This is a genomic window from Hellea balneolensis DSM 19091 (assembly GCF_000428525.1).
GTDB lineage: Bacteria > Pseudomonadota > Alphaproteobacteria > Caulobacterales > Maricaulaceae > Hellea > Hellea balneolensis.
On record NZ_AUAC01000002.1, the window covers coordinates 795,393 to 821,122 of the forward strand.

At 48.9% G+C, this 25,730-nt stretch carries 29 protein-coding genes, 1 tRNA gene and 1 riboswitch; of the genes, 10 read left to right on the top strand and 20 right to left on the bottom strand.

The features are described 5' to 3' along the window. Nucleotides 1–108 precede the first annotated feature (108 nt). Nucleotides 109–214, bottom strand: a riboswitch (glycine riboswitch). A 102-nt stretch (nt 215–316) separates the two neighbouring features. After that, a complete protein-coding gene (locus F569_RS0103930) occupies nt 317–724 on the top strand; it encodes a hypothetical protein (protein ID WP_026941138.1) in 408 nt (135 codons plus the stop codon). A 9-nt stretch (nt 725–733) separates the two neighbouring features. On the opposite strand, the gene F569_RS16365 is transcribed toward F569_RS0103930, so the two are convergent. Genes F569_RS16365 through F569_RS0103945 form a run of 3 tightly spaced genes read right to left on the bottom strand, consistent with a single transcriptional unit; the run spans nt 734 to nt 3,503 of the window. Beyond that, nucleotides 734–1,090: a VOC family protein gene (locus F569_RS16365; RefSeq protein WP_034387176.1), complete on the bottom strand. Its 357-nt coding sequence runs from the start codon at nt 1,088–1,090 to the stop codon at nt 734–736. A gap of 40 nt (nt 1,091–1,130) precedes the next feature. Continuing rightward, nucleotides 1,131–2,906: an arginine--tRNA ligase gene (argS, locus tag F569_RS0103940; RefSeq protein ID WP_026941139.1), complete on the bottom strand. Its 1,776-nt coding sequence runs from the start codon at nt 2,904–2,906 to the stop codon at nt 1,131–1,133. A 9-nt stretch (nt 2,907–2,915) separates the two neighbouring features. Beyond that, nucleotides 2,916–3,503 carry a hypothetical protein gene (locus F569_RS0103945; protein ID WP_026941140.1) on the bottom strand — a complete coding sequence of 196 codons (588 nt, stop codon included), beginning with the start codon at nt 3,501–3,503 and terminating at the stop codon, nt 2,916–2,918. Between the two features lie 138 nt (nt 3,504–3,641). Between F569_RS0103945 and ispH the strand changes: the two genes are divergently transcribed. Both ispH and rnhA read left to right on the top strand, forming a co-directional pair. Beyond that, on the top strand, nt 3,642–4,598 hold the full coding sequence (ispH, locus tag F569_RS0103950; RefSeq protein WP_026941141.1) for a 4-hydroxy-3-methylbut-2-enyl diphosphate reductase: 957 nt from the start codon (nt 3,642–3,644) through the stop codon (nt 4,596–4,598). Nucleotides 4,599–4,611: 13 nt separating this feature from the next. Then, complete coding sequence (rnhA, locus tag F569_RS0103955) at nt 4,612–5,040, top strand: ribonuclease HI (protein ID WP_233353585.1); 429 nt, start codon at nt 4,612–4,614, stop codon at nt 5,038–5,040. Here rnhA and F569_RS0103960 read toward each other — a convergent pair. From F569_RS0103960 to F569_RS0103985, 6 genes are read right to left on the bottom strand one after another with little or no spacing between them, the layout of a single operon-like run. Beyond that, nucleotides 5,037–6,269: an MFS transporter gene (locus F569_RS0103960; protein WP_026941143.1), complete on the bottom strand. Its 1,233-nt coding sequence runs from the start codon at nt 6,267–6,269 to the stop codon at nt 5,037–5,039. The two genes, rnhA and F569_RS0103960, sit on opposite strands and share 4 nt — an antisense overlap. Before the next feature lie 50 nt (nt 6,270–6,319). Continuing rightward, nucleotides 6,320–6,826 (bottom strand): GNAT family N-acetyltransferase, encoded by a 507-nt coding sequence (locus tag F569_RS0103965; protein ID WP_026941144.1) that lies wholly within the window; start codon nt 6,824–6,826, stop codon nt 6,320–6,322. Then, complete coding sequence (locus tag F569_RS0103970) at nt 6,826–7,323, bottom strand: hypothetical protein (RefSeq protein WP_026941145.1); 498 nt, start codon at nt 7,321–7,323, stop codon at nt 6,826–6,828. The genes F569_RS0103965 and F569_RS0103970 overlap by 1 nt, the downstream gene beginning before the upstream one ends. Beyond that, nucleotides 7,323–7,793 carry an NfeD family protein gene (locus tag F569_RS0103975; protein WP_051279255.1) on the bottom strand — a complete coding sequence of 157 codons (471 nt, stop codon included), beginning with the start codon at nt 7,791–7,793 and terminating at the stop codon, nt 7,323–7,325. The genes F569_RS0103970 and F569_RS0103975 overlap by 1 nt, the downstream gene beginning before the upstream one ends. A gap of 9 nt (nt 7,794–7,802) precedes the next feature. Continuing rightward, complete coding sequence (locus F569_RS0103980) at nt 7,803–8,729, bottom strand: SPFH domain-containing protein (RefSeq protein WP_026941147.1); 927 nt, start codon at nt 8,727–8,729, stop codon at nt 7,803–7,805. Between the two features lie 50 nt (nt 8,730–8,779). Continuing rightward, a complete protein-coding gene (locus F569_RS0103985; RefSeq protein WP_026941148.1) occupies nt 8,780–9,262 on the bottom strand; it encodes a peroxiredoxin in 483 nt (160 codons plus the stop codon). Between the two features lie 103 nt (nt 9,263–9,365). Between F569_RS0103985 and F569_RS0103990 the strand changes: the two genes are divergently transcribed. Genes F569_RS0103990 through F569_RS16375 form a run of 3 tightly spaced genes read left to right on the top strand, consistent with a single transcriptional unit; the run spans nt 9,366 to nt 11,546 of the window. After that, nucleotides 9,366–9,950: a YqgE/AlgH family protein gene (locus tag F569_RS0103990; protein WP_026941149.1), complete on the top strand. Its 585-nt coding sequence runs from the start codon at nt 9,366–9,368 to the stop codon at nt 9,948–9,950. A gap of 25 nt (nt 9,951–9,975) precedes the next feature. After that, the gene (locus F569_RS18735; RefSeq protein ID WP_051279257.1) at nt 9,976–10,482 is read left to right on the top strand and encodes a hypothetical protein; all 507 of its coding nucleotides are present in this window, start codon (nt 9,976–9,978) and stop codon (nt 10,480–10,482) included. Nucleotides 10,483–10,538: 56 nt separating this feature from the next. Next, nucleotides 10,539–11,546 carry an alpha/beta hydrolase gene (locus tag F569_RS16375; protein ID WP_051279259.1) on the top strand — a complete coding sequence of 336 codons (1,008 nt, stop codon included), beginning with the start codon at nt 10,539–10,541 and terminating at the stop codon, nt 11,544–11,546. Here F569_RS16375 and F569_RS0104005 read toward each other — a convergent pair. From F569_RS0104005 to F569_RS0104030, 6 genes are all read right to left on the bottom strand, one after another. Continuing rightward, nucleotides 11,543–12,115: a GNAT family N-acetyltransferase gene (locus tag F569_RS0104005; RefSeq protein WP_051279261.1), complete on the bottom strand. Its 573-nt coding sequence runs from the start codon at nt 12,113–12,115 to the stop codon at nt 11,543–11,545. The genes F569_RS16375 and F569_RS0104005 overlap by 4 nt on opposite strands. Beyond that, a complete protein-coding gene (locus tag F569_RS0104010; RefSeq protein ID WP_026941151.1) occupies nt 12,112–12,831 on the bottom strand; it encodes an SURF1 family protein in 720 nt (239 codons plus the stop codon). The genes F569_RS0104005 and F569_RS0104010 overlap by 4 nt, the downstream gene beginning before the upstream one ends. Before the next feature lie 66 nt (nt 12,832–12,897). Then, nucleotides 12,898–13,866, bottom strand: a complete 969-nt coding sequence (locus tag F569_RS0104015) for a cytochrome c oxidase subunit 3 (RefSeq protein WP_026941152.1) — start codon at nt 13,864–13,866, stop codon at nt 12,898–12,900. 152 nt (nt 13,867–14,018) lie between these two features. Beyond that, a complete protein-coding gene (locus tag F569_RS0104020) occupies nt 14,019–14,606 on the bottom strand; it encodes a cytochrome c oxidase assembly protein (RefSeq protein ID WP_034387180.1) in 588 nt (195 codons plus the stop codon). Further along, a complete protein-coding gene (locus F569_RS19690; RefSeq protein WP_169697917.1) occupies nt 14,590–14,760 on the bottom strand; it encodes a hypothetical protein in 171 nt (56 codons plus the stop codon). Before F569_RS19690 ends, F569_RS0104020 begins: the two co-directional genes overlap by 17 nt. 791 nt (nt 14,761–15,551) lie before the next feature. Beyond that, nucleotides 15,552–16,721: a tetratricopeptide repeat protein gene (locus tag F569_RS0104030; protein ID WP_026941154.1), complete on the bottom strand. Its 1,170-nt coding sequence runs from the start codon at nt 16,719–16,721 to the stop codon at nt 15,552–15,554. Between the two features lie 209 nt (nt 16,722–16,930). On the opposite strand from F569_RS0104030, the gene F569_RS0104040 reads away from it, so the two are divergent. Further along, on the top strand, nt 16,931–18,766 hold the full coding sequence (locus F569_RS0104040; protein WP_026941155.1) for a DUF885 domain-containing protein: 1,836 nt from the start codon (nt 16,931–16,933) through the stop codon (nt 18,764–18,766). Here the strand turns inward: F569_RS0104040 and cyoE are convergent. The 3 genes from cyoE to coxB are packed head-to-tail and all read right to left on the bottom strand — an operon-like array spanning nt 18,763 to nt 22,227. Then, nucleotides 18,763–19,725, bottom strand: coding sequence for a heme o synthase (cyoE, locus tag F569_RS0104045; RefSeq protein WP_026941156.1), 963 nt, complete (start codon nt 19,723–19,725; stop codon nt 18,763–18,765). The genes F569_RS0104040 and cyoE overlap by 4 nt on opposite strands. 26 nt (nt 19,726–19,751) lie before the next feature. Next, entirely contained in the window at nt 19,752–21,380 is a 1,629-nt protein-coding gene (ctaD, locus tag F569_RS0104050; protein ID WP_026941157.1) for a cytochrome c oxidase subunit I, read from the bottom strand. A gap of 10 nt (nt 21,381–21,390) precedes the next feature. Next, nucleotides 21,391–22,227: a cytochrome c oxidase subunit II gene (gene coxB / locus F569_RS16380; protein ID WP_051279263.1), complete on the bottom strand. Its 837-nt coding sequence runs from the start codon at nt 22,225–22,227 to the stop codon at nt 21,391–21,393. 22 nt (nt 22,228–22,249) lie between these two features. Here coxB and F569_RS19470 point away from each other — a divergent pair, with 22 nt between their 5' ends. Continuing rightward, entirely contained in the window at nt 22,250–22,399 is a 150-nt protein-coding gene (locus F569_RS19470; RefSeq protein WP_154813630.1) for a hypothetical protein, read from the top strand. A 1-nt stretch (nt 22,400) separates the two neighbouring features. After that, nucleotides 22,401–23,816 carry a TldD/PmbA family protein gene (locus F569_RS0104065; protein ID WP_026941158.1) on the top strand — a complete coding sequence of 472 codons (1,416 nt, stop codon included), beginning with the start codon at nt 22,401–22,403 and terminating at the stop codon, nt 23,814–23,816. Nucleotides 23,817–23,842: 26 nt separating this feature from the next. Here F569_RS0104065 and F569_RS0104070 read toward each other — a convergent pair whose 3' ends face one another. After that, entirely contained in the window at nt 23,843–24,694 is an 852-nt protein-coding gene (locus tag F569_RS0104070; RefSeq protein WP_154813631.1) for a hypothetical protein, read from the bottom strand. A 131-nt stretch (nt 24,695–24,825) separates the two neighbouring features. After that, on the bottom strand, nt 24,826–25,161 hold the full coding sequence (locus F569_RS0104075; RefSeq protein WP_026941160.1) for a DUF962 domain-containing protein: 336 nt from the start codon (nt 25,159–25,161) through the stop codon (nt 24,826–24,828). A gap of 282 nt (nt 25,162–25,443) precedes the next feature. On the opposite strand from F569_RS0104075, the gene F569_RS0104080 reads away from it, so the two are divergent. After that, a tRNA-Asn gene (locus F569_RS0104080) sits at nt 25,444–25,519 on the top strand. The last annotated feature ends 211 nt before the right edge of the window (nt 25,520–25,730 follow it).

A 25,730-nucleotide genomic window follows, 5' to 3' on the forward strand; every position in this document is an offset into this window, starting at 1 on the left:
TGCACGTTTACGCTCTCGCGTCCTGTGCCGCCTGCTGTCCTGATGGGCCTGAGAGATTTACTCCGTCGGCGGGGCCTTTCACCATTATAGCCCGCTTTCCAGCATTTTACCTTTCAAATGGTCCTTTGACCTGAGCGTTTCCGGGGCGGTTGCGCCTTCGGTGGCCTATATGATTGTTTTCACAATCCTAAAAGCTCTCTCCCATTAGAAAGTCTTACTTGTCGCATGACGCGAGTCCGAAAAAAAGTCAATCAACTCCACTCATCATTTTTTCATACTTCTCTGCTAGGCCGTGGATAAAATAAAGGAATTGACTATGTCAGATACAGATGCTCCCGAATTAACCGCATTAGGGTCGGGCAAATCCGAAGCCGAGGTCGCATTTGACCTATTAAGCAAGCTAAAAGGCCAAGGAGTCTGGGGTGAGCGTAATATAAGCGCAATATTGGATATGTATGCCGAATGCCTGGACGCAGCCAAAGGCCTGCGCGCTTATGAGGGGCAGGAGCGTATTAATGTGCCCGTCTTGCAATTTGGGGGTAAAGCACCGGCAATACCGGCGCAAACGACACAGCGCCAAGCCGTGCCCGTACAACAACCTCAAACTCAGGCCGTGCAAAGGCATCAGCAAACTCTTCAACGCCAGCAACAAACTGTCGATGCCCAGCAACAAACGGTTCATTCGCAACAGCAAAAATTAAACCAAGCCTTTAAGCAAGGCTAAAGCGAAACATTATATCTGCGCGCCGAAACCTATCAGGTTTCCGGACGGGTCCCAGACATGAAATTCTCGCATATCATGGCCTGTTTGTGTTTTAGGGACGTCCTCAACACGGCCGGGGGCGAAGCCGTCATTTTGCGCGTTAGAAATAAATTCAGCGTGAAGCGCGTCCAAGGCCTCAAGGGACCGGACTTCTGTGTAACACGCTGTGTTTTCAGCGATATGACGATCTCGGCATTTCCAAAAATGCAGCGTTAAATCTCCGCGCCGCACAATTGCATAATCACCGCCCTCAAAAACGGCCTTTTTCGGAAAGCCCAGATGTTGCTGATACCATTCAGCCAGAGCCCCGGGGGTCGGGCGCCGCAAATTTAGGGGCGGTATGAGAATTGCTTAACAATTCCATTGGCTACATCCTATCAGGGGCCTCTATGCCGAGTATATTCAAGCCCATTTCGAGTTGGCGTAACGTCAACATCGCTAAGGTCAAACGCGACGCTTTGACGTCCGCAGGGGTGCCGTCCACAAGGATTGGACACTCTGAGTAAAATCGTGAAAAAGCCTGCGCTACTTTGTATATATGATCGCACAATATATGTGGAGAATATTTTTCAGCAGATATCGACACTGCCCGGCCAAATCCATCCAATGCCAAGACTAATTGCTGTTCTGCTGGGGCGACGACATTTATGTCCCCTGCTTTCGCGCCTTGCGCTTCAGCCTTACGCAGAATGGATTTAATACGCACGACTGCATAAAGCAGATAAGGCCCTGTTTTGCCTTCAAAAGCGGTAAAGCGTTCAGGATCAAAAACGTAATTTGTCAGGCGTTGGTTTTGCAAATCCGCAAATTTCAGGGCGGCCAACCCAACTTTACGCGCAATTTCCGACCGTTCAGCCTCATCAAAATCTGCGCCAATACCGGATTCGTCTAGCCGCTTCATGGCCGCTTCATTCATGATATCCAGCAAATCCTCTAAGCGCAAAACACCGCCTTCGCGCGTTTTAAAGGGCTTTCCGTCTTTACCATTCATGGTTCCAAAACCAACGTGATAAAGCTGCTCTGCTTTATACCAATCTGCCTTAACGGCCGCGCGGAAGACTTGTTCAAAGTGGAGCGCTTGGCGCTGATCGACAACATAAACAATCAAGTCAGGATTATTTTCGGCTTTACGGTCAACTAAAGTCGCCAGATCGGTGGTGTGATAGAGCACGGCGCCTGAACTCGCGAGAAGCATAACGGGCGGTATCTCTTTCTTCTCGCCTTCTTCTTCAACCCGAATAATAAGGGCCCCGTCATCTTCCTCTGTAATGCCTTTGGCTTTCAGCTCTTGAATCATATCAGGGATAAGAGGATCAACACAGGCTTCCCCCTTCCACAAATCAAACTCCACACCTAAATTCCCATAACCGACTTTCAATGCGGCAACAGACACGTCTATGAAATGCCCAAGCAGCGCCATATACCCTGCACGGCCTGCCTGTAATTCAGCGGTTGCCACGCGTGAGCGCTCCATACGACCTTTATCACTTTTGGCCGCGTTACTGGCTTGAGGATATAACCTTGCTAAATCATCCATCGTGACAGGTGACTTAGTCGGGAAATCCTCAGTTTTATCGGCGTCAAAATAAGGTAAGTTAGGCTGTTCGATCTCCAATTCGGAAATCAAGTGACCCATTTGAAGGCCCCAATCGCCCATATGGACATCACCCAAAACATTGTGGCCCTGGACCCGTAAAAGGCGCTTAATCGCCTCGCCAATAACGGCAGATCTCAGATGTCCTACATGCATAGGCTTAGCCACATTTGCGCCGCCATAATCTACAATAATAGAGAGTGAATCTGGCTGCGCGATACCCATTTTTTTATCTGCAACAAGCTCAGCCGCGCGCAAGGAAATGGCAGTTTGACTTGGGTAAATGTTAATAAACCCCGGTCCACCAATATCCATTTTTTCAATTAAAGGATGGTCTTGCAAACGTTCGATCGCTCTTGCTGCAATATCACGAGGGTTGAGTTTCTCACCCCGCTTTTTGGCTATACCCGCAGCGCCCATCGCTCCATTACATTGAAACGGAGCATCTCCGCGTGTGCTTTCTTGCACACCCGCAATTTGGGCAGGAAAATCCATAGCCGTAAAGGTTTCGCGAAAAGCCGCGTCAAGCCTATCTAATATTGACGACATAAAGACGCTCTAATTTTGCCCAGCAGAAACGCGGAAGCGCTTACCTTCAGCATTGAAGTTGCGCTGAGCTTCGGTGAGTTCAAATCCAACAATAATTTCAAAGTTTTCGCCCGAAGTGCCTTCTTTGGCGCGAGGTATAACGATTTTATCAACGCGCTCCGTTAGCGTAACGCGATCCGCCCCTGCCGGAAATGTCACTTGAATGGGGAAAGTTTCTTTGTTGATCACACCAATATTTTTGCGCGTCACAGCGACGAAGTATTCATATGTAGCCGTGCTTTGACCGGAAGCGGCAGGGCCGCGGCCAAAGCTAATATCCATCTCAAGGTCGCCTTCTATCGGCTGCGCACTATAATAGCGGCAAAGACTACGCACTTTTTGAAACTCACCCGTGAACCCGACATTGGCAAAGCGCTCTTGATCACCACGAAACTCAACGATACGCGAAGCGTCATAAAGCGCAAAAGCGCGGGGGCATGGCCCCGGATTGGCTTCAGCCGCTGCGCCAATTTGAAGGACTTCCTGAGTACTTCGACATCCCGCAATTGCAGTGGCCGCCACCAAAGCCGTTACCATCACTAATTTTGTAAACCGCATCTATTTGTCCCAAATTTGGTCATTATTTCTCTCCACCCTGCTATAGCTTGGCGGAAACGAGTCTGCTAGGTCTTAGACAAGTATAAAGACCGCCGCAACGCCGAACATCGGCTCTCTATGCGGTATGAGGAGAATTTAATGTCAGCCAAACGCACGTCAAAAACAGTGCTTTTAGCCGCCCCGCGCGGCTTTTGTGCCGGCGTTGACCGCGCTATTCAGATCGTAGAAAAGTCCATCGCAAAATATGGTGCGCCCGTCTATGTGCGTCATGAAATAGTCCATAACCGTCATGTAGTTGATCGTTTGGTGGGTATGGGCGCTGTTTTTGTTGAGGAACTCGAAGACTGCCCCGATGACCGCCCCGTCGTCTTTTCGGCCCATGGCGTTCCGAAATCTGTTCCGGCAGCCGCTCAGGCCAGAGAGATGAATTATCTTGACGCAACGTGTCCGCTTGTCTCTAAAGTCCATGTCGAAGCCGAAAAACATGCCGCTGCTGGGCATCATATTCTCTTAATCGGTCATGAAGGTCATCCCGAAGTGGTGGGCACAATGGGACAACTTCCGGTCGGCCGAATGAGCTTGATCGAAACCGAAGAAGACGCGCATAAATTCACGGCTGAAGATCCTGAAAACTTAGCCCTTGTGACGCAAACCACACTATCCGTTGATGATACATCCGCCATGATCGATATCTTAAAGACGCGTTTTCCCAACATCGCTCTGCCTTATAAAGAGGATATTTGCTACGCGACAACGAACCGCCAAATGGCTGTGAAAGCTATCGCTGAGCGGTGTGATCTTCTTTTGGTCATTGGGTCTCAGACGTCGTCTAATTCTAAACGACTTGTCGAAGTTGGTGATAAAGCGGGCGCGGACAACGCCATGTTAATTTCTAGCGCAGACAGCATTAATTGGGACATTGTAGACCAAGCGAAAGTCATCGGCCTTTCCGCCGGAGCCAGTGCGCCGGAATATCTCACGGACGGCGTTCTCGCGGCCCTTAAATCAAAATATGAGATCGACATGCAAGAAGTCGAAGTGACTAAAGAAAAGGTTATATTTCGGCTGCCCAGAAAGCTACTCGACGTTGCCTAAAAAAGCGGAACTTGTGATTTATACGGACGGGGCCTGTTCAGGCAATCCTGGCCCTGGCGGTTGGGGCGTGTTGATGCAATTTGGTGATAAGGAAAAAACACTAAAGGGCGGCGAGCATGATACAACCAACAACCGCATGGAAATGATGGCAGCCATCAAAGCACTCGAAGCTATAAATGAGAAATATAGGGGTAATGTAACCCTATGGACGGACAGCACTTACGTTATGAAGGGTATCACAGAATGGATTCACGGCTGGAAGAAACGCGGTTGGAAAAAATCTGATAAAAAGCCCGTTGTAAATGTGGACTTATGGAAAGAGCTCGACGCTCTAAACGCTATACATAATGTGACTTGGAAATGGGTCAAAGGCCATGCCGGTGTGGAGGGCAATGAGCGCGCAGATAAACTCGCGCGTGCGGGTATGCCCGTCAGAGATTAACTCTCAAATTTATCCGGAGCTTCTAAATATCGAGCTGTGCGTAGACTTGGGAACATCTTTGCCCAAGCTGCAGCGATTCCCATAGCCGCAACACCCCCGCCCGTAACAGTTAAGACAGCGCCATAAGCAGCGGCCATGAAACCCGCTCGAAACTCCCCCAACTCATTTGAGGCCCCTAAGAAAATTGCGTTTACAGCATTGACCCGCCCCCTCACCTTGTCGGGTGTCCAAAGCTGTAACAGGATTTCACGAATATAAACCGATATCATGTCGAAAGCCCCGACCAGCATAAGCGCTATAACCGATAACCATGCCGAGGTAGAGACACCAAAGACGGCTGTCGCGAGGCCAAAAAGAGCTACCGTTATAAACAAGATAATCCCCGCATGATCTTTGATTGGAAAAGCCGTCAAATATCCAATCATGATCACAGCGCCAATTCCGGGAGCGGCCCTTAAAAGTCCTAACCCTGTTGGCCCAAGCTCTAAAATATCCTTTGCATAAATCGGCATCAAGGCAACGGCACCGCCGAGCAGCACCGCAAATAAATCCAGAGATATTGCGCCCAATACAATCTTTTGGTTCCAGATATATTTAAATCCGCCCAAAATCGTCTCGAGTGATGTCGCCGCCGTTTCAAGCGCTTGCGCCGTTTTAGAGATTGAGAATATCAAAATTGCTGCAATACCAAAAATAATGGCTGCAGCCGCATAGGCCGTTGGCCCTGAAATACCGTAAAGCAACCCGCCCGCAACAGGACCAAATATTGATGCAAGCTGCCACGAAGACGTTATCCACCCGATTGCATTGGCAAAGTCATCTTTAGGTACGACATTGACAACTAATGAGCTTGAGGCAGGCGTCAGAAAGGCCCGCGCAACACCAAATACAGTTAAAATTATCAACACGATTACAGGGTCGAATTGGAGGGTGACCGCCAGATAAAAAATCATAACAGCGCAGCTCATTTCGAGCAGAATGGAAAGCCCCATTATCAATCGCCGCCCGAAACGATCCGATGCTAGCCCCGTAAAAAGCACCAGTAAAACGGCGGGTAAGAATTGCACTAAACCGATCCAGCCCAAAAGCGCAGCATTGCCGGTTTCGTCATAAATCTGCCACCCCACAGCAACGGAGGTGATTTGGGTGGCCATAGCCGTCAGAAAGCGTGCTCCGAAATAACGGGAGAAAGAGCTATGGCGAAAGGCACTGAAACGGTCTGTTTCCATATCCGCTTATAGGCGGGGTCGCAGGGGGTTCAAGACACGTTATAATACTCTCAAACTATTCCCTGCCATGCGCCAAAACCCTCATATTGCGCTGTAAAGTCTTTTTCTTCAGCACGAGCCATTCCAATACGTTCCATGACGGCTTGTGAGCGTCGATTATTTAGGGATGTATAAGATAAGATGTGCTCTAAGCCTAAGCGCTTAAAGCCATCATCCAGAGCCGCCTTTGCTGCTTCGCTCGCATAACCCTTGCCCCATGCCGCTCTGTGAAAACGCCAACCGATTTCATTATGCAGCCCCAATGGATGGCTCTCTGAAATCCGCATAATTCCCGCATATCCGAGGAAGTCACCGTTTAAGCTGTCAACAACCCAGCGGCTATAACCCTGTTTTGTTTGAGCGTTAATATAACGTGCGAATTTCTTATCGCTTTTTTGACGACTAAAGGGACCTCCTAAATCAGCATTAACTTCTAGGTCTGCATGAAGAGCCGCGAACTCATCTCTATCTGCCTCTCGCCAATGACGAAGTTGCAGACGCGCCGTTTCAAGACACACTAACCCATACCGCTATTTGTCATGTGCAGGTTGGCTGCGAAACCGCAATAGATTAGCAGTTCATCCAAGACAATATCCGGATAATCGTGCCCCTCGCGGATAACCTCGTAATTATATTTGAATTTCTTCCAGTTAAAGCCTGCCTTAAGGGTCAGTAGGTGCTCATTTTTCTCTGTTAGCAATTCATATTGTGTACTCATGATTCCGCGATGTTTTAGGAGAAACTCGTCTTCACCGCTGCCATCGGCACGGGTCAGCCGAATAATGACATGGCCCATCCAGTTAAAGATGATATCGCCGACATCGACGCCATCTTTAAAAATATCAAACTTACTCATCCAGAAGTTTTTTGGGAGCATCATGATCTGCTGATCATTAAATGTCGTCATGGCCTTGCTAGAAAACCAATTTTGGTATTTGAGCTGAAACTGTTCTTCTCTATCGCGCAGCAGCCGAAAGCTGCCGCGGCTATCAATAGACTCCAGAAGAATTGGCACTAAAGCGCTTCCACCTGCAGCGTTGTTCCTTTTACAGAGACAACGCGAAGCTCTGTTCCGGATGAAGGATTGCCATCAGTGATGCTCGCGCGCCATTGGGTATCCCCAACTTGAACACGGCCCATGCCAGTCTCAAAATCTGCGACGGCTTTAACACGCATACCAATCATAGAACGCGCACGATCATTAAGGTCTGAAGGCTCTCCGCCTTTCATTTTGGGGCGTACATATTTGTGTCCCGCAACAAGCAAAACGGCTGAGAGAATAAAGAAAAGCAAAAATTGCATTTCCCATCCGAGCGGCAATATGAAGACGATAACGCCAACAATCAGAGCCGCAACGGCGGGCCAGAGAATATATGTCGTTCCCGTGATGACTTCGAGGACGAGCAAGAGCACACCCAAGATAAGCCATTTTGTTCCCGTCATGGACTCCAGCATTTGAACTAAGAGGTTTGCATCATTATTCATACAGCTCTCCTATTTCTTAAGGTTCTTTTTCGCGCCGGCATCGAGCAATCCGCTTATCCCGCCAACTGTCGCCGCAAGTCCTGAAAGTTCAGCCGGAACAATAACGGTTTTCTGGTTCGATGATTTAGCAAGTTCGCCAAAGGCTTTTACATAATCCTGCGCTATAAAGTAATTCACAGCATTCACGTCACCTTTGGCAATCGCAGCCGACACCATCGCGGTTGCGCGGGCTTCCGCTTCGGCTTCACGCTCACGTCCTTCAGCATCCAAGAAAGCCGCATCTTTACGCCCTTCGGCCTCACGGATCGCGGCTTCTTTTTCGCCTTCAGCTTTCAAAATCTGCGATTGCTTGTGGCCTTCTGCCATTAAGATATCAGCCCGCTTTTCACGCTCAGCTTTCATCTGCTTATTCATGGCTTGGGTAATATCAGCCGGCGGCGAGAGATCTTTAATCTCAATCCGCGTCACCTTAGTGCCCCATGGGTCTGTCGCTTGGTCAATCACCGCCAAGAGACGCGCGTTGATTTCATCACGCTTTGATAATGTTTCGTCCAAATCCATTGAGCCGACAACCGTACGCACATTCGTCAAGCAAAGGTTCTTAATTGCATTGTCGAGATTATTGACCTCATAGGCCGCCATCCGCGCATCAACGACTTGGATAAAGACAACCGCGTCAGCCGTGACCATCGCATTGTCTTTGGTAATCACATCTTGCGACGGAATATCAATCACGCGCTCGCGCATGTTCATTTTATATCCCACTTTTTCAAAAAACGGGATAATGAATGAGAGGCCGGGTTTGAGTGTTTTCGTGTAACGCCCAAATTGCTCAACTGTGTATTCCATACCTTGCGGAACAGCCTTGATCGCATTCAATATGACGACTAGCGCCAAGACAACCAATATAATCGGTAAGTAACTTCCTATTTCCATTTTATATCCCCTTTTCTGATTTGGAATTTATATGTGTTTTTTGGCCTGCGCTAGAGATTCTCCAAGACGTAATCAGCCGATGAAACCTTGAACTCACCGCCCTGCTCTACGAAAATATTCTCAACTGTGCCGTTATCGACAACCATGGCATAGCGCTGTGAGCGTCCGCCCATGCCGAAACCGCTACCATCAAGTTCAAGACCAATAGCTTTGGCAAAGTCGCCATTTCCGTCGGCGAGCATCATCATTTCATCTGTGACGCCTTGGTCTTTCGCCCAAGCGCCCATCACAAAGACATCATTAACCGATGTACAAGCAATCGTATCAATGCCTTTGGCTTTGAAGTTTTCTGCTTGCTCTTTAAAACCCGGTAAATGCTTCGCTGAACAGGTTGGCGTGAAAGCACCTGGCACAGCAAAAAGAGCCACGCGTTTGCCGTTAAAAAGGCTATCTGTATCGACAGGCTCAGGGCCGTCTGCTCCCATTGTCATAAAGGTCGCCGCAGGGACTTTATCCCCTTTTTTAATAGACATGGTCTCTCCTCAATCATGTTTCTTGTTTAAATCAATATGGGGAGAGTGTGACATTTTTGCAAGATTAGGCGGAACGATTTTGATGTGATACTATTGTTTTAATATGACCGATTCACACGCTATGGAACTCACAAACCGCTTGCTTATTGCGACACCCCAAATGGGAGATCCACGCTTTAAAGATGCAGTCATATATGTGTGCAGCCATGATAGTAGCGGCGCTATGGGGCTTGTTATTAACAAGCAAGTCGTGAAATCCGGTAATGCATTTCAGCTCTCAGATATGCTCTCAAATATTGGTATTGAAGGTGACGTCAAAGTCGCTGATACACCTGTGCTTGAAGGCGGCCCAGTTGACATAGATCGTGGGTTTGTTCTGCACAGTTCTGATTATTTCAAGACCGAGACTAGCCTTAAGCTAACAGATACACTACACCTGACGTCTACCAAAGATGTGCTGGAAGCCCTTGTGCAAGACAATGCTCCGACAAAGGCTATGCTCGCCGTCGGTTATTCCGGCTGGGGCGCTGGCCAAGTTGAACGCGAGCTTCAAGATAATGCGTGGATTGTCGCCGATGCGGATGAAACATTAATTTTCGATCCCAACCTTAATGGCAAATGGACAAAAGCTCTGGCCAGTCTTGGGATAAAGCCTGAAATGCTGTCCCGGCATGGTGGGTCGGCATGATATGTACTGAATATGAAAGACAATAATGGCAGATATCTATAAGGATTTCCTTCCGAAAGCCCACTTTACTGAGATCCAAAAACTTTTCATGACAAATGTAATTCCATGGTTCTTCACAGACCGTGTCGTCTCTACTGAACAACATTTTATGTTTGCACATACATTTATGGACGACGGGAAAGTTATAAATCAACGTTATTTCGAACCTGTTCGCGGAATCATTCATCAACTCTTATTGAAAGAGGACTTTATGGGGGTGAGCAGAATAAGAGCCGTATTGTATACAAATCAAGGCAAGAAAATTCATCACCCTATTCATGTTGATATACCACTTGACTCAGGTGTGTCCGATAAATTTAGAACAGCTGTCTTTCATATAAACACATGTAATGGGGAAACGGTGATCGGCGGCACAGTTGTGCCCTCTCTTGCTAATCAAATGATAATTTTTGATAATGAACCCCATTATGGAACCGTCCAGACAGACACAGATACACGTGTTGTCTTAAACTTTAATCTACGAAAATCCTAATACGCGCTTAAATATCCATTCAGACCAAGCCCATATAATTGAAATTGAGCCTCAAAATGAAAACACAGCATCTTATCATTTCAATTCTTTCCGGATTACTAGTCAGTGCATGCGGAGGTAGTGAAATCAACCATCAACCAACCGTGAAAGAAGAAACCCTGGCGCTGCCTAAACCAACACATAAAGCTGTATTCACGGATCGCCCAATATCATCAGGCGATTTAAACGGCCTCTGGATTGATGCCGGTAACCTAAGCCCTGTGGTGCTGATTGTTCCTGGTTCAGGCCCGACGGATTTAGACGGCAATAATCCAATGGACGTGACAGCCAATAGTTATAAATTACTCGCAGAGGGACTTGCGGCAAAAGGCATTTCAACGGTTCGCGTAGATAAGCGGGGTATGTTTTCCAGCAGCGGTGCAGGCGACGCAAACGCCGTGACTGTCGATATTTATGCTCAGGATTACAAAGATTGGGCCGAAACCATAATCACACAGACGGGACGGTCATGTGTTTACATGCTAGGCCATTCCGAGGGCGGTATCATGGTGTCTGCGGCAGCAATTGAGAATATCAATGTGTGCGGCCTAATCCTTGTTTCAGCACCTGGACGCCCTTTTGGAGACATCCTGCGGGAGCAACTTAAAGCAAATCCGGCAAATATTATAATTATAAAACCTGCCTTTGCTGCCATTGAAACTTTGGAGGGCGGAGAGCATGTTGATACTGAAAATATGCATCCGGCGCTAAAGCCGCTATTTTATCCGGCTGTGCAAGACTTTCTGATATCTGTGATGGCCAAAGATCCGGCCCAAGTCGCGAAAGAGGCGGCCAAGCCGACGCTCATCGTTCAAGGATCACATGATATTCAAGTCAAAGAAACTGACGCAGAACTTTTAGCCGCTTCAACAGGCGGAGAGCTCGTCATTATTGACGGCATGAACCACGTCCTAAAGGATTCGCCGGCCAACCGTATCGGCAACATGATGACTTATAAAAATCCTGACCTACCTATTGCGCCTGAAATACTGGAGAGCATTAGGTCTTTCGTCACAAACGATTAGTCACTGCTCAGCTTGGCATAGATATCGTGATCTTCCCACCGGCCATTTATTTTTAGATAGCCTCTGGCTGTGCCTTCGCGAATAAATCCCATGGCAGTCAAAACTTTTATTGAGGCGGCATTGTCAGCTTGAACCCCTGCTTCGACGCGGTGTAGCCCCAACGTTTCAAAGCAAAACTTGACTGCCGCGGAAACAGAAGCGCGTGCAAAGCCCTGCCTGGCATAATGCTCCCCGACCCAATAGCCGAGCTGAGCTGTCTGCGCCACCTGACGCTGAATATGCGTAATGTTACAGGCGCCAATAAGGCGGTCATCCGAGGCGCGAAAGATATGAAAAGGATAAGCCTCATCATTAGCGACCATCTTTTTAAACTTCGCCAATCTTGAGCGGTAGGTCAGGCGTGTGAGGTGCCGCGCATCCCATTCCGGCTCCCACGGCGTCAAATAGGCTTTATTCTCTTTACGCAGCTCTTTCCAAGCCTCGTAATCAGACCAACGCGGATGACGCAAGATAACAGACCCTCCCGCCGCGATCCCAGTTAGCACCGTATTGGTATCGGCTTTACTCATGAAAATTTTAAGCGCCCTGCCCGGTAGTGTAGAATAAAATAGATAATCAAAAGGATTACCGCAAAACTATACCATGTCAGCATATAATCCAGATGGTTATTTCTGATTTCAGGACGTTTAACAGGTAAATCAGAGGCTGCGCCGTTTACCGATACGACATCAATATAATAATCTGTCGCAGCGCCGTCCCTGCCCCAAGCATCCGTTTGGTCAAACTTGAAATATCTGTTTTGAGCAGGTGAAGCTTTTGATTTGACGAGGCTTTCAACAAACCCCATCGGCTCATTTTTACGCACATAGCCCGTCAATCTCATCTGAGCTGTTTGGTTCGGGGTCTCAAAACTGGTTTTGTCTGCATCCGGTACCGACTCAGTTGCAGCAAAGAACCGGCGGCCCTCTTCTGTGACTTGCTGAAAATAGCGCCAATAAATACCGCCTTTGCGGGGCTGATAAACGAAATAGGCCGGAGCACCTATAACGGCCTGAGCCGGAATATCAGCGCGGCGAAAATCCACCGGTTTATCCTGCTCAATCTCGGACCGAAGCTGCGCCCAAGACATCAGAGGCGGAGCGCTTACGGCCGCATCGACATCCGCTAAATACGCCGTTTTCCATTGCAAACGTTGATATTGCCACGTGCCGAGGCTGATCAGTATTGCCAAACAAATTGCAACACTCACCGTCAACCACGGCATGGGTTTAAAGTGTAGTTTCATTAAAGACCTATATCACGCGGTCTTATCCTGGCCGCGATATATCTCCGCGCCAAGCGCTTTGTTTTGTTAATGCGCACCGCCGCCATTGAGGGCAAAGACCACATACACAAAGGCAAAAAGGAAGAGCCAGACAACATCAACAAAATGCCAATACCAAGCCGCCGCTTCGAAGCCAAAATGCTTCTCAGGTCTAAAGCCGCCTCTCAGAAGACGCGCGTAACACACGACCAAGAAGATCGTCCCGATCAACACATGAAGACCGTGGAAACCTGTCGCCATAAAGAAGGCAGAGCCATAAGCATCCGCGCCAATCCAAGGATGGCCGCCTTCTGCGCTGTAGTGATAAAGTTCAGCATATTCGTACATCTGGACGAATGTGAAAAGAATGCCCAAAGCGATCGTCAGGAACAGTCCCCATTTCGCGCCCTTTCGGTCGCCATGCATTAAGGCATGGTGAGCCCATGTAATGGTGGTACCAGAAAGTAAAAGAATAAGCGTATTCATCAGCGGTAAATGCCAAGCATCCACGGAGGTCACACCAGGCGCCATAGAGGTGGCATATTCAGAGGCATTTTCTAGAATATCGGGATTCCACGTTGCGCGGACTTTATGGAAAAGACCCAATTCAAAGAACATCCAGAACCAACCGACAAAGAACATGGCTTCCTGCATGATGAACATGATCATGCCGTAGCGAAGGCCAATATCAACCACAGGGGTATGATCACCCGCTTCGGATTCAGCGGCAACATCTTTCCACCAACCATACATGACATATGCGGCGAAGAGTGAACCGATTAAGAGGAAGAACCACCCCCCAGAAACAGAACCGTCGCCAACGATAGAGGATTTAAGCGTATCCAGACCATTACCGAAAAACCATTCCATCATGGGGGCTTCGCCTGTGCGGTCCACAAGACCCGCAAAGAATGTAACCATACCTAGGCCCCAAACCAAACAGGCCACACCGGATAAGAACGGCCACGGGCTAGGCGGTATTAGATGATAGTCATGTTCGACGGCGTGTCCGGCCATAAGTCCCTCACAAGAGTCAGTGGATGACGAGTCGTCATCTGATATTTCTCATTGGCTATAAACAAGCCAGTCCGTCCCTGCAACATCGGAAAGTGCCCGATTATGACCTCGCGGCGCAAGGTCGCACACCCAAAAATACCACAATACAGACCTTAAGGCGTCGCATCCGGCGCTTTTCTTGCGCCTTTGGGTGTCACGGACGAAATTGCTTGAGGCTCTGTCGGATTTTCGACCTCGAAAAAGGTATAAGACAGCGTAATATCCGTGACATCCTCAAGACGCTTATCTTCATCCAATTGCGGATCCACAAAATACAGCACAGGCATAGATATTTCCTGTCCTGGTTCTACGCGCTGTTCGGTAAAGCAGAAGCACTCTGTTTTGATGAAAAACGGCGCGGCTTTTATCGGCGTTACATTAAATGTTGCCGTTCCCACCATTGGCTTATCGCTCTCATTTTTGACTTTGTAGTAGGCGAGCCCCGTTTGGCCAAGCTGCACAGTCATAGCGCGCTGCTCGGGCGCAAATTTCCACGGCAAGCCATTGACATTCGCATCAAAACTTACCTGGACTTTGCGGTCTAATACTTCGGATAAATTGTCCTCAGCCACCCGCGTCGTTCCGCCATAACCCGTAACTTTACAAAACGTATCGTAGAGCGGCTTGGACGCGAACCCAAGCGCGAGCATAGACAGGCCTACGCCCGTCAATATAAGAACGGTTTTACGATGAGTGGACATCAGGAATGATCCCTCTAGAAACCATCGTCACAAAGACAAAAATCATAAAGACGGCCAAAGCGACAGCAATGGCAATATTGCGTTTATTCCGCGCCTTAAGCTCCGCTGGCGTGGGCGCATGAAACTCAGTCGGTTTATCACGATATTCTGTCATAGCTCTGCCATATTATTGAACGTCTTACTTTATACGTATCAGATAGGACAGTGTATAGCCAATCACATAGGGCGGAATGTCGCTTATACATAGATAAGTCAACCGCCATCCTTGGAGGACTAGGACGACAAATTGCCAAGCCAATTAAAAATTGCGTTGCCCTAAATTTGGACGTCTGCGAGGTCGATGCCCTGATGGACACCAAAGATTTTAATAATTTTACAAGGCATAAACCTCGCGGCGATGATTTTTGTGTGAGGGCCTCTTAATCGCCGAGTTACCGCGGTATGATAGCTGTCGCTATCTGACGGCACGGCTTGGGCCTAACGCCTCACAAAGATCCGGCACAGTCACGGATGTCATACCGTGATGCTCAATCTCATCGTCTCTCAAAATAGCAAGTGACGTCTTACCTGTCCAAATCCTAAGAGAACATGTTTCAGTTCAGATATAGTTCCTTTCAAAACGTCCAGAGCCAATCCCTGAACTTCAACACTTATAAACATAGGGCTAAATGGAAGAGCGAGGATTTATCTCTGTGTTTTTGCGTAAGAGTCTGAAATTGTTTAGGGATGGGAGCTCACAATATTAGGATTGGGTTTGATGAGGACTGTTTAGGGGGGCTTAGAAGACGGTGGGAAAAGCCCAAAAATCGATTCTGTTCGCGCCAGAGGGGGAATCGATTTTAGTCGAATAAGGCCACAGCAGTGGCTTTGGGCGGTGTGGGGGCTAAGCGGACGTCAGCGAGTGTCTTAAGTGAGGCGATTTTACGACGCTCAAATTGCTGTTAATCACTCTTTAGAAGGAATTGTGCTGGAGATTGATTTGTTTTCATTTGCCAGCTTCTTTAGCGCCATCTCTTTAACCACCTCATAAGTTGGCATGGCGTCAAAAAATGCATATGTGTAGTGAGAGCCATTCGGGCTATATCCGTCGAGGTGATAGATTCTTTCATCGGCTCCTATTTCGCCTAAAGCTCTTGAGACTGCAGTTGTGCTGTCGTAGGAGCCAAGCGACACATCAAACAAAATATCCCCTGTCTGCTCGTCCTGTAGTTTGAAAACAAATTTTCTCGCTCGTTCGCCACTAAGTTCAAAGTATTCTAAGACAAAGAGTTTTCCGTTTTCTAACTCACTTTGCTCTCTTATAAAAAAATTTTGCTCTCGCAATTCCTTATTTTCATTCTCACGCCAAAGCTCATAAATACTCTCAATAGCGGAATCTCGAGCAGAAAAATTGTTCAACGCCTCATTCTCTTGCACAAGCTTTTGGATAGCTTGCCATTCGTTTGGGTCCAGTTTGACGACCTTTTCAAACTGCTTAAGGGCTAATTCATGTTGTTTGGCATTCTGATAAAGTTGGCCCAAATTATAATGATTTGTTAAATCATTTGGTTCTTGCTCGATAGCCGCTAGATAGTGCTTTACTGCATTATCAGTATCGCCTTCCGTGGCATAAATTGTCGCTAAATTAGAATTTACAAAATGGTTTTTTCCATTGAGAGCTAGCGCGGTTTTGTAAGCTGATGACGCAGAAGTTTTATCGCCCCTCTTTTCAAAATTTAGCCCTAGCTCTATGAAATATTTCTCCTCACTATTATTTAGCGATATGGCATCCTGAAAAGACTTTTCTGCATCTTCAAGATTATTGGCATATCCGTGAATGCGACCAATAAAAAAATGAGCATCTGACAGAGAGGCGTCAAATTGCAAAGCCGATTTGAACGCTTCCATCGCCTTCGAGTCCATTTCGGCGAAGAAATATACATTACCCAATAGCATGTAGGCTTCTGAATCTTTCGATTCACGGACAGACGAGACCAAATCGCTCTCTTGAAGCTGCAACTGATTGAGAGCCTCGTCACGTGAATCGTTTTGAAGAAGGTTGATAATTTCTTTAAGTTGCTTACTAAATTTAAGGCTCGATTCATTAGCAAATGCATCGCTAATGGCAAAAATCATTAACAATGATATTAGTAAACTTCTTATCATACTCGACTTATATCATAATAAGTATCCATATCCCAATATGAAAAATCAACATGAACGAGCGTCCTATTTTGGGCGACAACTGCCTATCGGCTAATGTCCCCAATGAGAATAAATCGCCCCCCATTTGCCAATCTCCTAAACCCGTGGCATCTAGTCTCTTCATAATAAGGACGCCCGCCATGACTGTTTCCCGTCGTACACTTCTTCAAACATCTGCCGCCGCAGCCGCGAGCACCGCTATTGGCATTTCCGGATGTGCTGAGAACATAGCGGCGCCTTCAGCTGCAGCGCTTTCTGCCCAGGCTTTGCTCGGCCAAGCCACGGACCTTATGCTGAATGCCTATCCTGAGAGTGCGTCGAGCGCAGGGATTGATAAGGGCAAATATGCGGGGCTGAAATCTCGCCTGACGGACCGCTCGCCAGAGGGGCAAGCCAAAATTGAAAGCGATGTGCGGGATATGCTTACTAAGCTTAATAAGATTGACCTCTCTTCCCTGCCCGCTGATGCGGCGCTGAATGTTGAGGTGGTGCGGTCTGTTTTTGACAGTTCGGCCAAAGGGTTTGACCAGCCTTATGGTGATATGGCTTTGCTCAATTCCAACTGGTCTTATCGTAACAGTCCTTATACGGTGGCGCAAAACACCGGAGCTTTTGTCGAAATTCCGAGTTTTATGGATAGTTCCCACAGTCTTAATACAGCTGAGGATGCAGATAGCTATTTAGAGCGTATGTCCGCCTATGCCGCGCAGCTCGACGGAGAGACAGAGCGCACCCGTATCGCGGGCGATCAAGGCGTTATCCTGCCTGACTTTTTGATGGAAAAAACTTTAGGGCAGTTACGCGGCGCACGCGCTAAGGCGCCAGAGAGTTGGGGTATTGTCGGCTCTCTCTCCTCTAGGCTGGACGGGAAATATGCGGATAAAGCCGCGGCCATTGCTACCGAGAAAATCGGCCCCGCTATTGACCGCCAGGTCGCCGTGCATGAAGCCCTCGCGCCCAAAGCCAATTCGGATGCAGGAGTTTGGGCCAAACCGCAAGGTGACTCCTATTATGATTGGGCGCTTCGCGCGGGCACGACGACAACTATGACGCCCGATGAGGTGCACCAAATGGGCCTAGATGAGCTCGCAAGCTTACAAGCCCGTATGGAGCCTATCTTACAATCTATTGGCTATACGCAGGGCACGGTGGGCGCGCGGATGACAGCGCTTGGCGCGGATGAGCGTTATAAATTCAAAGACGGAGATCCCGGCCGCGCTGAAATTATGGATTTTATCAATGACGCCGTGGAAGATATTCGTGGGCGTATGCCGCAAGCCTTTGAGACGCTTGTGCCGGGATTCTTGGAGGTCACGCGCATTGCTCCCGAGGTCGAAGCGGGCGCGCCGGGCGCTTATGGCGGGGCGGGCTCAATCGACGGAACCAAGCCGGGGCATTTCTGGATTAACCTGCGCTCCACCGATCTGCATAATAAATTCACCCTTGCTGATCTGACCTATCACGAAGCTATTCCGGGCCATGTCTGGCAGGGCGAATATACATTCAAGCAACCGCTTATTCGATCGCTCTTGGCGTTTAATGCCTATTCGGAAGGTTGGGCGCTTTATGCGCAGCAAATCGCGGATGAGCTAGGCGTTTATGATGACTTCCCTGTGGGGCGTTTGGGTTATCTGCAATCACTGGCCTTCCGCGCCTGCCGTCTTGTGGTGGATACGGGGCTACATGCGAAGAGATGGACTCGCGAGGAAGCCATTCAGTGGTTTGTGACTAATAACGGTTCTAACCCCGATGAAGTGCGCGGCGAGATTGACCGTTACTGCGCCTGGCCGGGACAGGCTTTGGGCTATAAAGTCGGACATTCGGCGATAAATAACCTACGCGATAAAGCTAAGGCCGAACTCGGCGAGAATTATGACTTCCGCCGCTTTAATGACGCCGTGGTGCTGGGCGGCAGTGTGCCTATGACAGTGCTTGGCCGCATTATCGATGATTACATTGCGCGGGATGCAGGTTAGGCGGCTAACAAGGCCTCAGCTGCCAGAACCCCGAATGTCGCGAAGAGATAGATGATTGAATAGGCGAAGAGGTTACGCGCGGCGCGATCACCAGATTTGACTTCATAGAGCGAAGCTTCGTCAGCACTTTCCGCGATTTCTCCTGCGCGGGATTTCCAGACTTTGAAAGCTAGAGCAAGAAAGCCGATATTGAGTAGCACGGCGAAGGCGGCGTAGAGGTTCCCTGCCAATCCTGTAAATATGGGGGCAATAGCTATGACCGCGAGAAGAACCGAATAGGCCATAATCTGATTACGCGTCGATTTCGGTCCCTTTACATTGGGCATCATTGGAATCCCAACTTTGCCGTAATCGCCTGTCTTATAAAGCGCTAGCGCCCAGAAATGAGGCGGCGTCCAGATAAAGATAACCATAAAGAGCAGGACGGAATTGACCGTGATATCGCCTGTCACAGCCGCCCAGCCGATCATAGGCGGAAAGGCCCCTGCCGCGCCGCCAATAACAATATTTTGCGGCGTGGAGCGTTTCAGCCACATGGTGTAAATGACAAGATAAAAGAAAATCGTGAAAGCAAGCAATGCCGCAGCAACTACATTGGAGGCAATATAAAGCATCCAAACTGAGGCGACGCTGATAACCGTGCCAAAACCTAGAGCGGCGCGGGGGCTCATCTTGCCTTGAGGAATTGGCCGTTTTTTGGTGCGCGACATCTGCGCGTCAATATCTGCATCATACCACATATTTAGCGCGCCTGAGGCCCCCGCCCCTGCGGCGATACAAATGATGGAGGCAATGGCGGCCCAAAGCGGCATTACGCCTGGCGCGAGAACAAGGCCCGCCCATGCTGTAAACACCACAAGGCTCATGACACGCGGTTTCATCAGCGCGAAGAAATCCGACGGCTCAGCAAGACTAAGACCGGATGGATTAAAGGCTGCACCCGAGGATGCAGCCTTTATATCAGTGTTATGTGAAGCGCTGTCCACTAATGCTCATCAGTATCTTCGATACGCGGTAGCGTATTGAATTGGTGATAAGGCGGTGGTGACGGCAATGTCCACTCAAGCGTAGTTGCGCCTTCGCCCCAATAGCTGTCAGAGGCCGGGCGCTTACGAATGAAGGCTTCGATAAGCATCACAAAGAAAGCGGCCACACCTGCAAGGGTGATGAGTGCGCCGGCTGAGGAGACTTGGTTCCAAAGTTCAAATTCAGCAGGATAGTCAATATAACGGCGCGGCATAGAGTTCAGCCCGAGGAAGTGCTGCGGGAAGAAGATCACATTAACGCCGATGAAGAACAGCCAGAAGTGAGCTGCCGCCAACCACTTATTATAGAGATAGCCGGACATTTTACCGAACCAGTAATAGAAGCCGCAGAAGATACCAAAGACAGCGCCCATAGACAGCACGTAATGGAAGTGAGCCACAACATAATATGTGTCATGAAGCGCCACATCTACACCCGCATTAGCAAGCATAACACCTGTTACGCCGCCAACCACAAAGAGGAAGATAAAGGCGAGTGCCCACTGCATCGGAATTGTGTAGGTGATGGACCCGCCCCACATCGTGGCCAGCCATGAGAAGATTTTCACGCCTGTTGGCACGGCAATTACGAGTGTGGCCGCAAGGAAGTATGCTTTTAGGTCAACATCCATGCCCACTGTATACATATGGTGAGCCCATACGACGAAGCCAACAACACCAATCGCGACCATCGCATAGGCCATGCCGAGATAGCCAAAGACTGGCTTCTTAGAGAAGGTTGAAACAACGTGAGAGACAATACCAAAGGCAGGTAAGATCATGATGTAAACTTCAGGATGGCCGAAGAACCAGAATAAATGCTGGAACATTTCAGGGTCACCGCCCATGGCTGGATCGAAGAAGCCTGTACCGCCATCAATACGGTCTGTGAAGAGCATAAAGAGCGATGCCGCCAGAACAGGGAGCGCAAGAAGAAGCAAGAATGCTGTGACCAAAACAGCCCAAGCAAAGAGCGGCATCTTATGCATTGTCATGCCAGGGGCACGCATGTTCAAGATTGTCGTAATGAAATTGATCGCGCCGAAAATTGACGAGAAACCTGCCGCTAAGAGGCCGATGATGATGAAATCAAAGGCAGGTCCCGGCGAGCCGCTTGTCGAGAGCGGCGGATACATCACCCAACCGCCGCCAAAGCCATCCCCCGAAGCAGATCCAGGGACTAAGAAACTAATCAAAAGGCAGATAAGAGCCGTTGGAAGCAACCAGAATGAAAGGTTATTCATACGCGGGAATGCCATATCCGGCGCGCCAATCATAATCGGCACGAACCAGTTCCCGAAACCGCCAATCAAAGCGGGCATCACCATAAAGAAAATCATGATAAGGCCATGCATAGAGGCAAAGACCAAGTAATCGTGTTCAGAATTAAAAACGCTGATACCTGGCGCGGCGAGTTCCATGCGCATCATGAATGACAAATAGCCACCAATCAGGCCAGAAATGATACCAAAAATCAGATAAAGTGTTCCGATATCTTTATGGTTTGTCGAATAAAACCAACGTGCAAAGAAGCCCGGCTTATCGTCGCCATAGGCACCGTGATCGTCTCCATGAGGAATCGCTACCATGCTCTTTCTCCTATTCCTGCGCCGCGGTCATACCGCCGCCAACAGAAGCTACTGTAGTTGTGAATGCGCCGTCATTGGCGACCCATTGTTTGAACGCGTCTTTACTGACGACTTTAATTTCAATCGGCATTTTATAATGTTTAATACCGCAAATTTCCGAGCACTGCCCGTAATATGTGCCTTCCTTGCCTGGAAGGACCTCAAACCACGTTTCGTTAATACGTCCAGGCACAGCATCCATTTTGACGCCAAAAGCCGGCATCGCAAAGCTGTGCAAATTATTTGACGATGTCACGAGTACTTTGACTTTAGTATCGACTGGCACAACGAGCGGAGCGTCAGTCGCCAATAAATATGGTACACCTGCGGCCTCAGCCTCTTCTTTTTCAAGCGGGTTGGAAATAAAGCTCTCTACATTTTCGAAATCGGGATAAACATATTCCCAGTTCCATGTGTTTCCGACGACTTTTACCGTCATTTCAGTTTCAGGCAATTTGTCTTGAAAGTATAAAAGACGCATGGACGGGACAACCATCACAAGCAAAATTATAACAGGGATAAGAGTCCAAGCGACTTCGAGTCCGACGTGATGTGTTGTTTTCGATGGCACCGGGTTTCGCTTGGCAGAAAAACGGAACATGATGTAGCCCATAAGCACCATGACAAAGAGCGTGATTCCCAAAATAATCCAGCTCACAAAGTTATGAAGCCAAATCAACTCTTCCATAACAGGCGTTGCGGCCTCTTGGAGCCAATAACCACCCTCTGTGGGTTTTGCCGCGAATGCCGCGCACGACATTGCAAAAAATGCAGTGGAGCTAGCTAGAATAAGGCGTTTTAGACGCATATGACATCTCATTGCTAAATTTATGACAGACTCACCCCGCCATTTTCATCGGTTTATAAACAACATACGCTCAAATGGCAGTGCAAATGCCGCGCGGATTGTCGCAGAATATGCCTTGTCTATCGCGGCAACATCCCTAGATAAAGTGCTCAATTATAAAAAAGCCCTTTGATATGACAGACTTTGTCTTCCAAGACTGCGACCTAACCCCTGAAATCGCTCAAGATGAGATCGATCAGGTCATGCACAAAGCTGATGACGGTGAACTCTTCATTGAGCGCTCAGCATCAGAGTCGCTCACATTTGATGATGGCCGATTAAAAACAGCCAGCTTTGATACATCACGCGGGTTTGGGCTGCGTTGCGTCGCCGGCGAAATGAGCGGCTTTGCTCAAAGCACGGAACTTACGCCCGGTGCGCTATCACGCGCGGCAAAGGCTGTAGTGATGGCCAAAGATGGGCATAACGGCACTGCCGCCCCCGCCCCACGCCGAACAAATACACAGCTATACCCAGATATTGATCCCATCGCCTCACCGAGTTTTGGCGTGAAGGTTGAACTGCTCCAAGAGATAGACGCCTATTGCCGTTCCCTCGACCCAAGCGTCGTGCAGGTCAGCGTCACAATGAGCGGGAATCGCCGTGCAGTGTCGATTATGAGGGCGGGCGGCGACCGCTATGATGACATTCGTCCCCTCGTCCGCCTTAACATCTCTATCACTGCTGAAAAAGACGGACGCCGCGAAAATGGCTATGCGGGTGCAGGCGGACGGCAAAGCTATGATAGCTATGTGGATCCCGCTTTTTGGAAACCATTGGCCCAAGAAGCCCTGCGCGGCGCCAAGGTCAATCTTGAGTCTGTCCCTGCTCCGGCTGGCCAGATGGATGTTGTTCTTGGCCCCGGCTGGCCCGGCGTTCTTCTCCACGAAGCCATGGGCCACGGGCTTGAGGGTGATTTCATTCGCAAAGGCACTTCGGCTTTTGCAGGCATGCTTGGCGAGCGGGTGGCCAGCAAAGGCGTCACAATCGTGGATGACGGTACTCTTCCCGCGCTGCGCGGCTCCCTGACGATTGATGATGAGGGCACCCCGACCTCCCGCACGACTTTGATTGAAGACGGTATCTTGGTCGGGTTTATGCAAGATCGCATGAATGCGCGCTTGCTAGGCGTGGACGCAACAGGCAATGGCCGGAGAGAATCCTTCGCGCATACGCCCATGCCCCGCATGACCAATACATTTATGCTAGGCGGAGAGGCTGACCCAGAAGAGATGCTTTCGGGATTGAAAGACGGGATCTACGCCACGAATTTTGGCGGCGGACAAGTCGATATTACCAGCGGTAAATTCGTCTTCCAATGCACAGAAGCCTATAGAGTCCGCGGCGGCAAAGTAGAGGAGCCCCTAAAAGGCGTCACCCTCATAGGCGATGGCCCCACAGTGCTCAATCAAATCAAGCACATTGGAAATGACATGAAACTCGACCCCGGCATAGGCGTTTGCGGCAAAGCCGGCCAAGGCGTCCCCGTAGGCGTGGGGCAGCCTAGCCTATATGTCGAAAACCTAACGGTGGGCGGAAGCGCGGTTTAGAAAGTAGAAAGCAATCATCTACTCACTTACATCGGCTGTTGCGAGGTGCAGCTTAGCATATAGACACGTTTGACACTTACAGGTCCTAGCAGGGTGAGTTTTATTCCCCGCCCCGTAATATCGCTACCGGTCATGGTTTCGAACCTAGCAACTCCAGGCCCGTTTGCGACCGCCACTAATTGCCCGCGTAGCTTGCTGCAACTGTTGTAAATTTCGCCCTGCCCGTCATATTCGATCTGCAGAACCATATTTTTATGCGTCTGCGGCAACACGCCTGAAAAACTGAGCCATTGCTCATGCGGCGTGCCATCATCTCGGCCATGAAGCATGCCGGGTTCCAGAACCACAGCATTATTAGGATCATAGAATTTGTGCCCATTCGCCCGAAATTTTACGCCGCCTATGCGGGCTGATTTATAGGGCTGCCAATCCGCAAATTGATAAAACATTTTAACGGTATGGCCCTCGCCCAAGGCAAGCCAGGGTACAAGCTTCCCGCCCTGCACCCTCCAACACGCCGGATGCGGACGGAAATAGCGGATGTTTCTGGGGCGTTTATTAACACCAACACCTGTCGCAGATGATCCTACGCCGCCGCCAATAAAGTATTTTGAGAGGTAGAGATGCACGCTCTCTTCCAGGACAAGCCCTCTTTCGTCAGGCTTCTCGGTCGTGGCGATAAAGCCGTAATAAATGCCGTCTTGCAGCGTGCCGTCAGGCTTAAATCCGTTCAATACACCCCCAACCGTCTGCGCCTTACCACTTTTGACATGCTCTCCGCGCTTAAAGGCCCAGTCTTTGCGGCGCGTGATGAGATTTCCACCTGCATCCACGGCGGGTTGTCGAATATCGACATCAATTCGGGTACCGACTGTCATAAGGCAGGCCCCTTCACTTGCGCGCGGGCCCTTTGGGAGCCGCCCTAAAGAAGCGCATGACCCAGGCATAACGCGGGCGACGTAATTATTTAGCCTAAGGGCTTGGAGGCCATTCCAGGATTTATGAGGTATCATGCGCGGCGGGTCACGCCCGCTTTTTCAAGCTCGGTCCCCATTCGTCCAGTCAGGAAACAGAATAGCATTTTAAAATCAGAGCAAAGTGACCAAAGCGGATAAGTGAATGTCGCAGGTTTGTTTTTCTCAATTATACCGTGACTGACCCAGGCAAAAAAATAGCCGCAAACAAAAGCCAATGGCAAAAACAGCCAAGCGCCTTTTAATATGACCAGGAGTAGGGTTAGTAGCGCCAATGCGGTTCCGAGATAATGCCAACCCCGCGTTGCCGGATGGCTATGCTCGCGCAAATAATGGGTCCAAAACTCTGCATATGTTGTAATTTCGCGCATATTTTGCTCCTTTTACGGCAATCTAAACGCATTCCTTAACAGATTTCAAATTAAAGCACGGATATTAACGATTAATTTACCCTATTCGTTAATATAAGTGATGTCTCCTCTAGAAGACACCCACCATTCACCTAATACCTTCGGGAGCTCTTGTAGCTCCCTTTTTTCTTGCGAAATCGCAGCCCCTTAACGCCGCTAACATTTTTGTGAAAAAGAACGAAATTAGGCTTGTAGCCACGACCAAAACTCTGTTATGAGGCGCGCCTACCTAGAATGGTCTATTCCGCAATAGCTCAGTTGGTAGAGCAGCTGACTGTTAATCAGCTTGTCGCAGGTTCGAGTCCTGCTTGCGGAGCCATTTTTCGAGCAAGTTATAGGTCGTTCTCATCTTTTAAGGGTGGACATCGAATACTCTCAAGTAATTTCATCTATACTTTAGACCTCTAAACTTATTCAATAGCGGCAGTACCAATCGATTAATCTGCTGTGCATGTATCAATATTCTCCCTTTTTAAATTGAAAAACGAGCGTCTTGTCATCTGGCGTCAAAACTGTAATTTAATAACACC

Bases quoted from the DNA above. Each gene is read 5' to 3' on its own strand.
- F569_RS0103975 (WP_051279255.1), bottom strand. From the start codon at position 7,793: ATGAATAATGATGCAAACCTCTTAGTTCAAATGCTGGAGTCCATGACG.
- F569_RS0104065 (WP_026941158.1), top strand. From the start codon at position 22,401: ATGACAGACTTTGTCTTCCAAGACTGCGACCTAACCCCTGAAATCGCT.
- F569_RS19690 (WP_169697917.1), bottom strand. From the start codon at position 14,760: ATGACAGAATATCGTGATAAACCGACTGAGTTTCATGCGCCCACGCCA.
- F569_RS0104005 (WP_051279261.1), bottom strand. From the start codon at position 12,115: ATGAGTAAAGCCGATACCAATACGGTGCTAACTGGGATCGCGGCGGGA.
- F569_RS0104030 (WP_026941154.1), bottom strand. From the start codon at position 16,721: ATGATTTTTGCCATTAGCGATGCATTTGCTAATGAATCGAGCCTTAAA.
- F569_RS19470 (WP_154813630.1), top strand. From the start codon at position 22,250: ATGACAGACTCACCCCGCCATTTTCATCGGTTTATAAACAACATACGC.
- F569_RS0103985 (WP_026941148.1), bottom strand. From the start codon at position 9,262: ATGTCTATTAAAAAAGGGGATAAAGTCCCTGCGGCGACCTTTATGACA.
- F569_RS0103945 (WP_026941140.1), bottom strand. From the start codon at position 3,503: ATGCGGTTTACAAAATTAGTGATGGTAACGGCTTTGGTGGCGGCCACT.
- F569_RS16375 (WP_051279259.1), top strand. From the start codon at position 10,539: ATGAAAACACAGCATCTTATCATTTCAATTCTTTCCGGATTACTAGTC.
- F569_RS0103980 (WP_026941147.1), bottom strand. From the start codon at position 8,729: ATGGAAATAGGAAGTTACTTACCGATTATATTGGTTGTCTTGGCGCTA.
- F569_RS0104075 (WP_026941160.1), bottom strand. From the start codon at position 25,161: ATGCGCGAAATTACAACATATGCAGAGTTTTGGACCCATTATTTGCGC.
- ispH (WP_026941141.1), top strand. From the start codon at position 3,642: ATGTCAGCCAAACGCACGTCAAAAACAGTGCTTTTAGCCGCCCCGCGC.
- F569_RS0104040 (WP_026941155.1), top strand. From the start codon at position 16,931: ATGACTGTTTCCCGTCGTACACTTCTTCAAACATCTGCCGCCGCAGCC.
- F569_RS0103960 (WP_026941143.1), bottom strand. From the start codon at position 6,269: ATGGAAACAGACCGTTTCAGTGCCTTTCGCCATAGCTCTTTCTCCCGT.
- F569_RS0104015 (WP_026941152.1), bottom strand. From the start codon at position 13,866: ATGGCCGGACACGCCGTCGAACATGACTATCATCTAATACCGCCTAGC.
- F569_RS0104070 (WP_154813631.1), bottom strand. From the start codon at position 24,694: ATGACAGTCGGTACCCGAATTGATGTCGATATTCGACAACCCGCCGTG.
- F569_RS0103990 (WP_026941149.1), top strand. From the start codon at position 9,366: ATGACCGATTCACACGCTATGGAACTCACAAACCGCTTGCTTATTGCG.
- F569_RS0104020 (WP_034387180.1), bottom strand. From the start codon at position 14,606: ATGTCCACTCATCGTAAAACCGTTCTTATATTGACGGGCGTAGGCCTG.
- ctaD (WP_026941157.1), bottom strand. From the start codon at position 21,380: ATGGTAGCGATTCCTCATGGAGACGATCACGGTGCCTATGGCGACGAT.
- F569_RS0104010 (WP_026941151.1), bottom strand. From the start codon at position 12,831: ATGAAACTACACTTTAAACCCATGCCGTGGTTGACGGTGAGTGTTGCA.
- F569_RS0103930 (WP_026941138.1), top strand. From the start codon at position 317: ATGTCAGATACAGATGCTCCCGAATTAACCGCATTAGGGTCGGGCAAA.
- coxB (WP_051279263.1), bottom strand. From the start codon at position 22,227: ATGCGTCTAAAACGCCTTATTCTAGCTAGCTCCACTGCATTTTTTGCA.
- argS (WP_026941139.1), bottom strand. From the start codon at position 2,906: ATGTCGTCAATATTAGATAGGCTTGACGCGGCTTTTCGCGAAACCTTT.
- F569_RS18735 (WP_051279257.1), top strand. From the start codon at position 9,976: ATGGCAGATATCTATAAGGATTTCCTTCCGAAAGCCCACTTTACTGAG.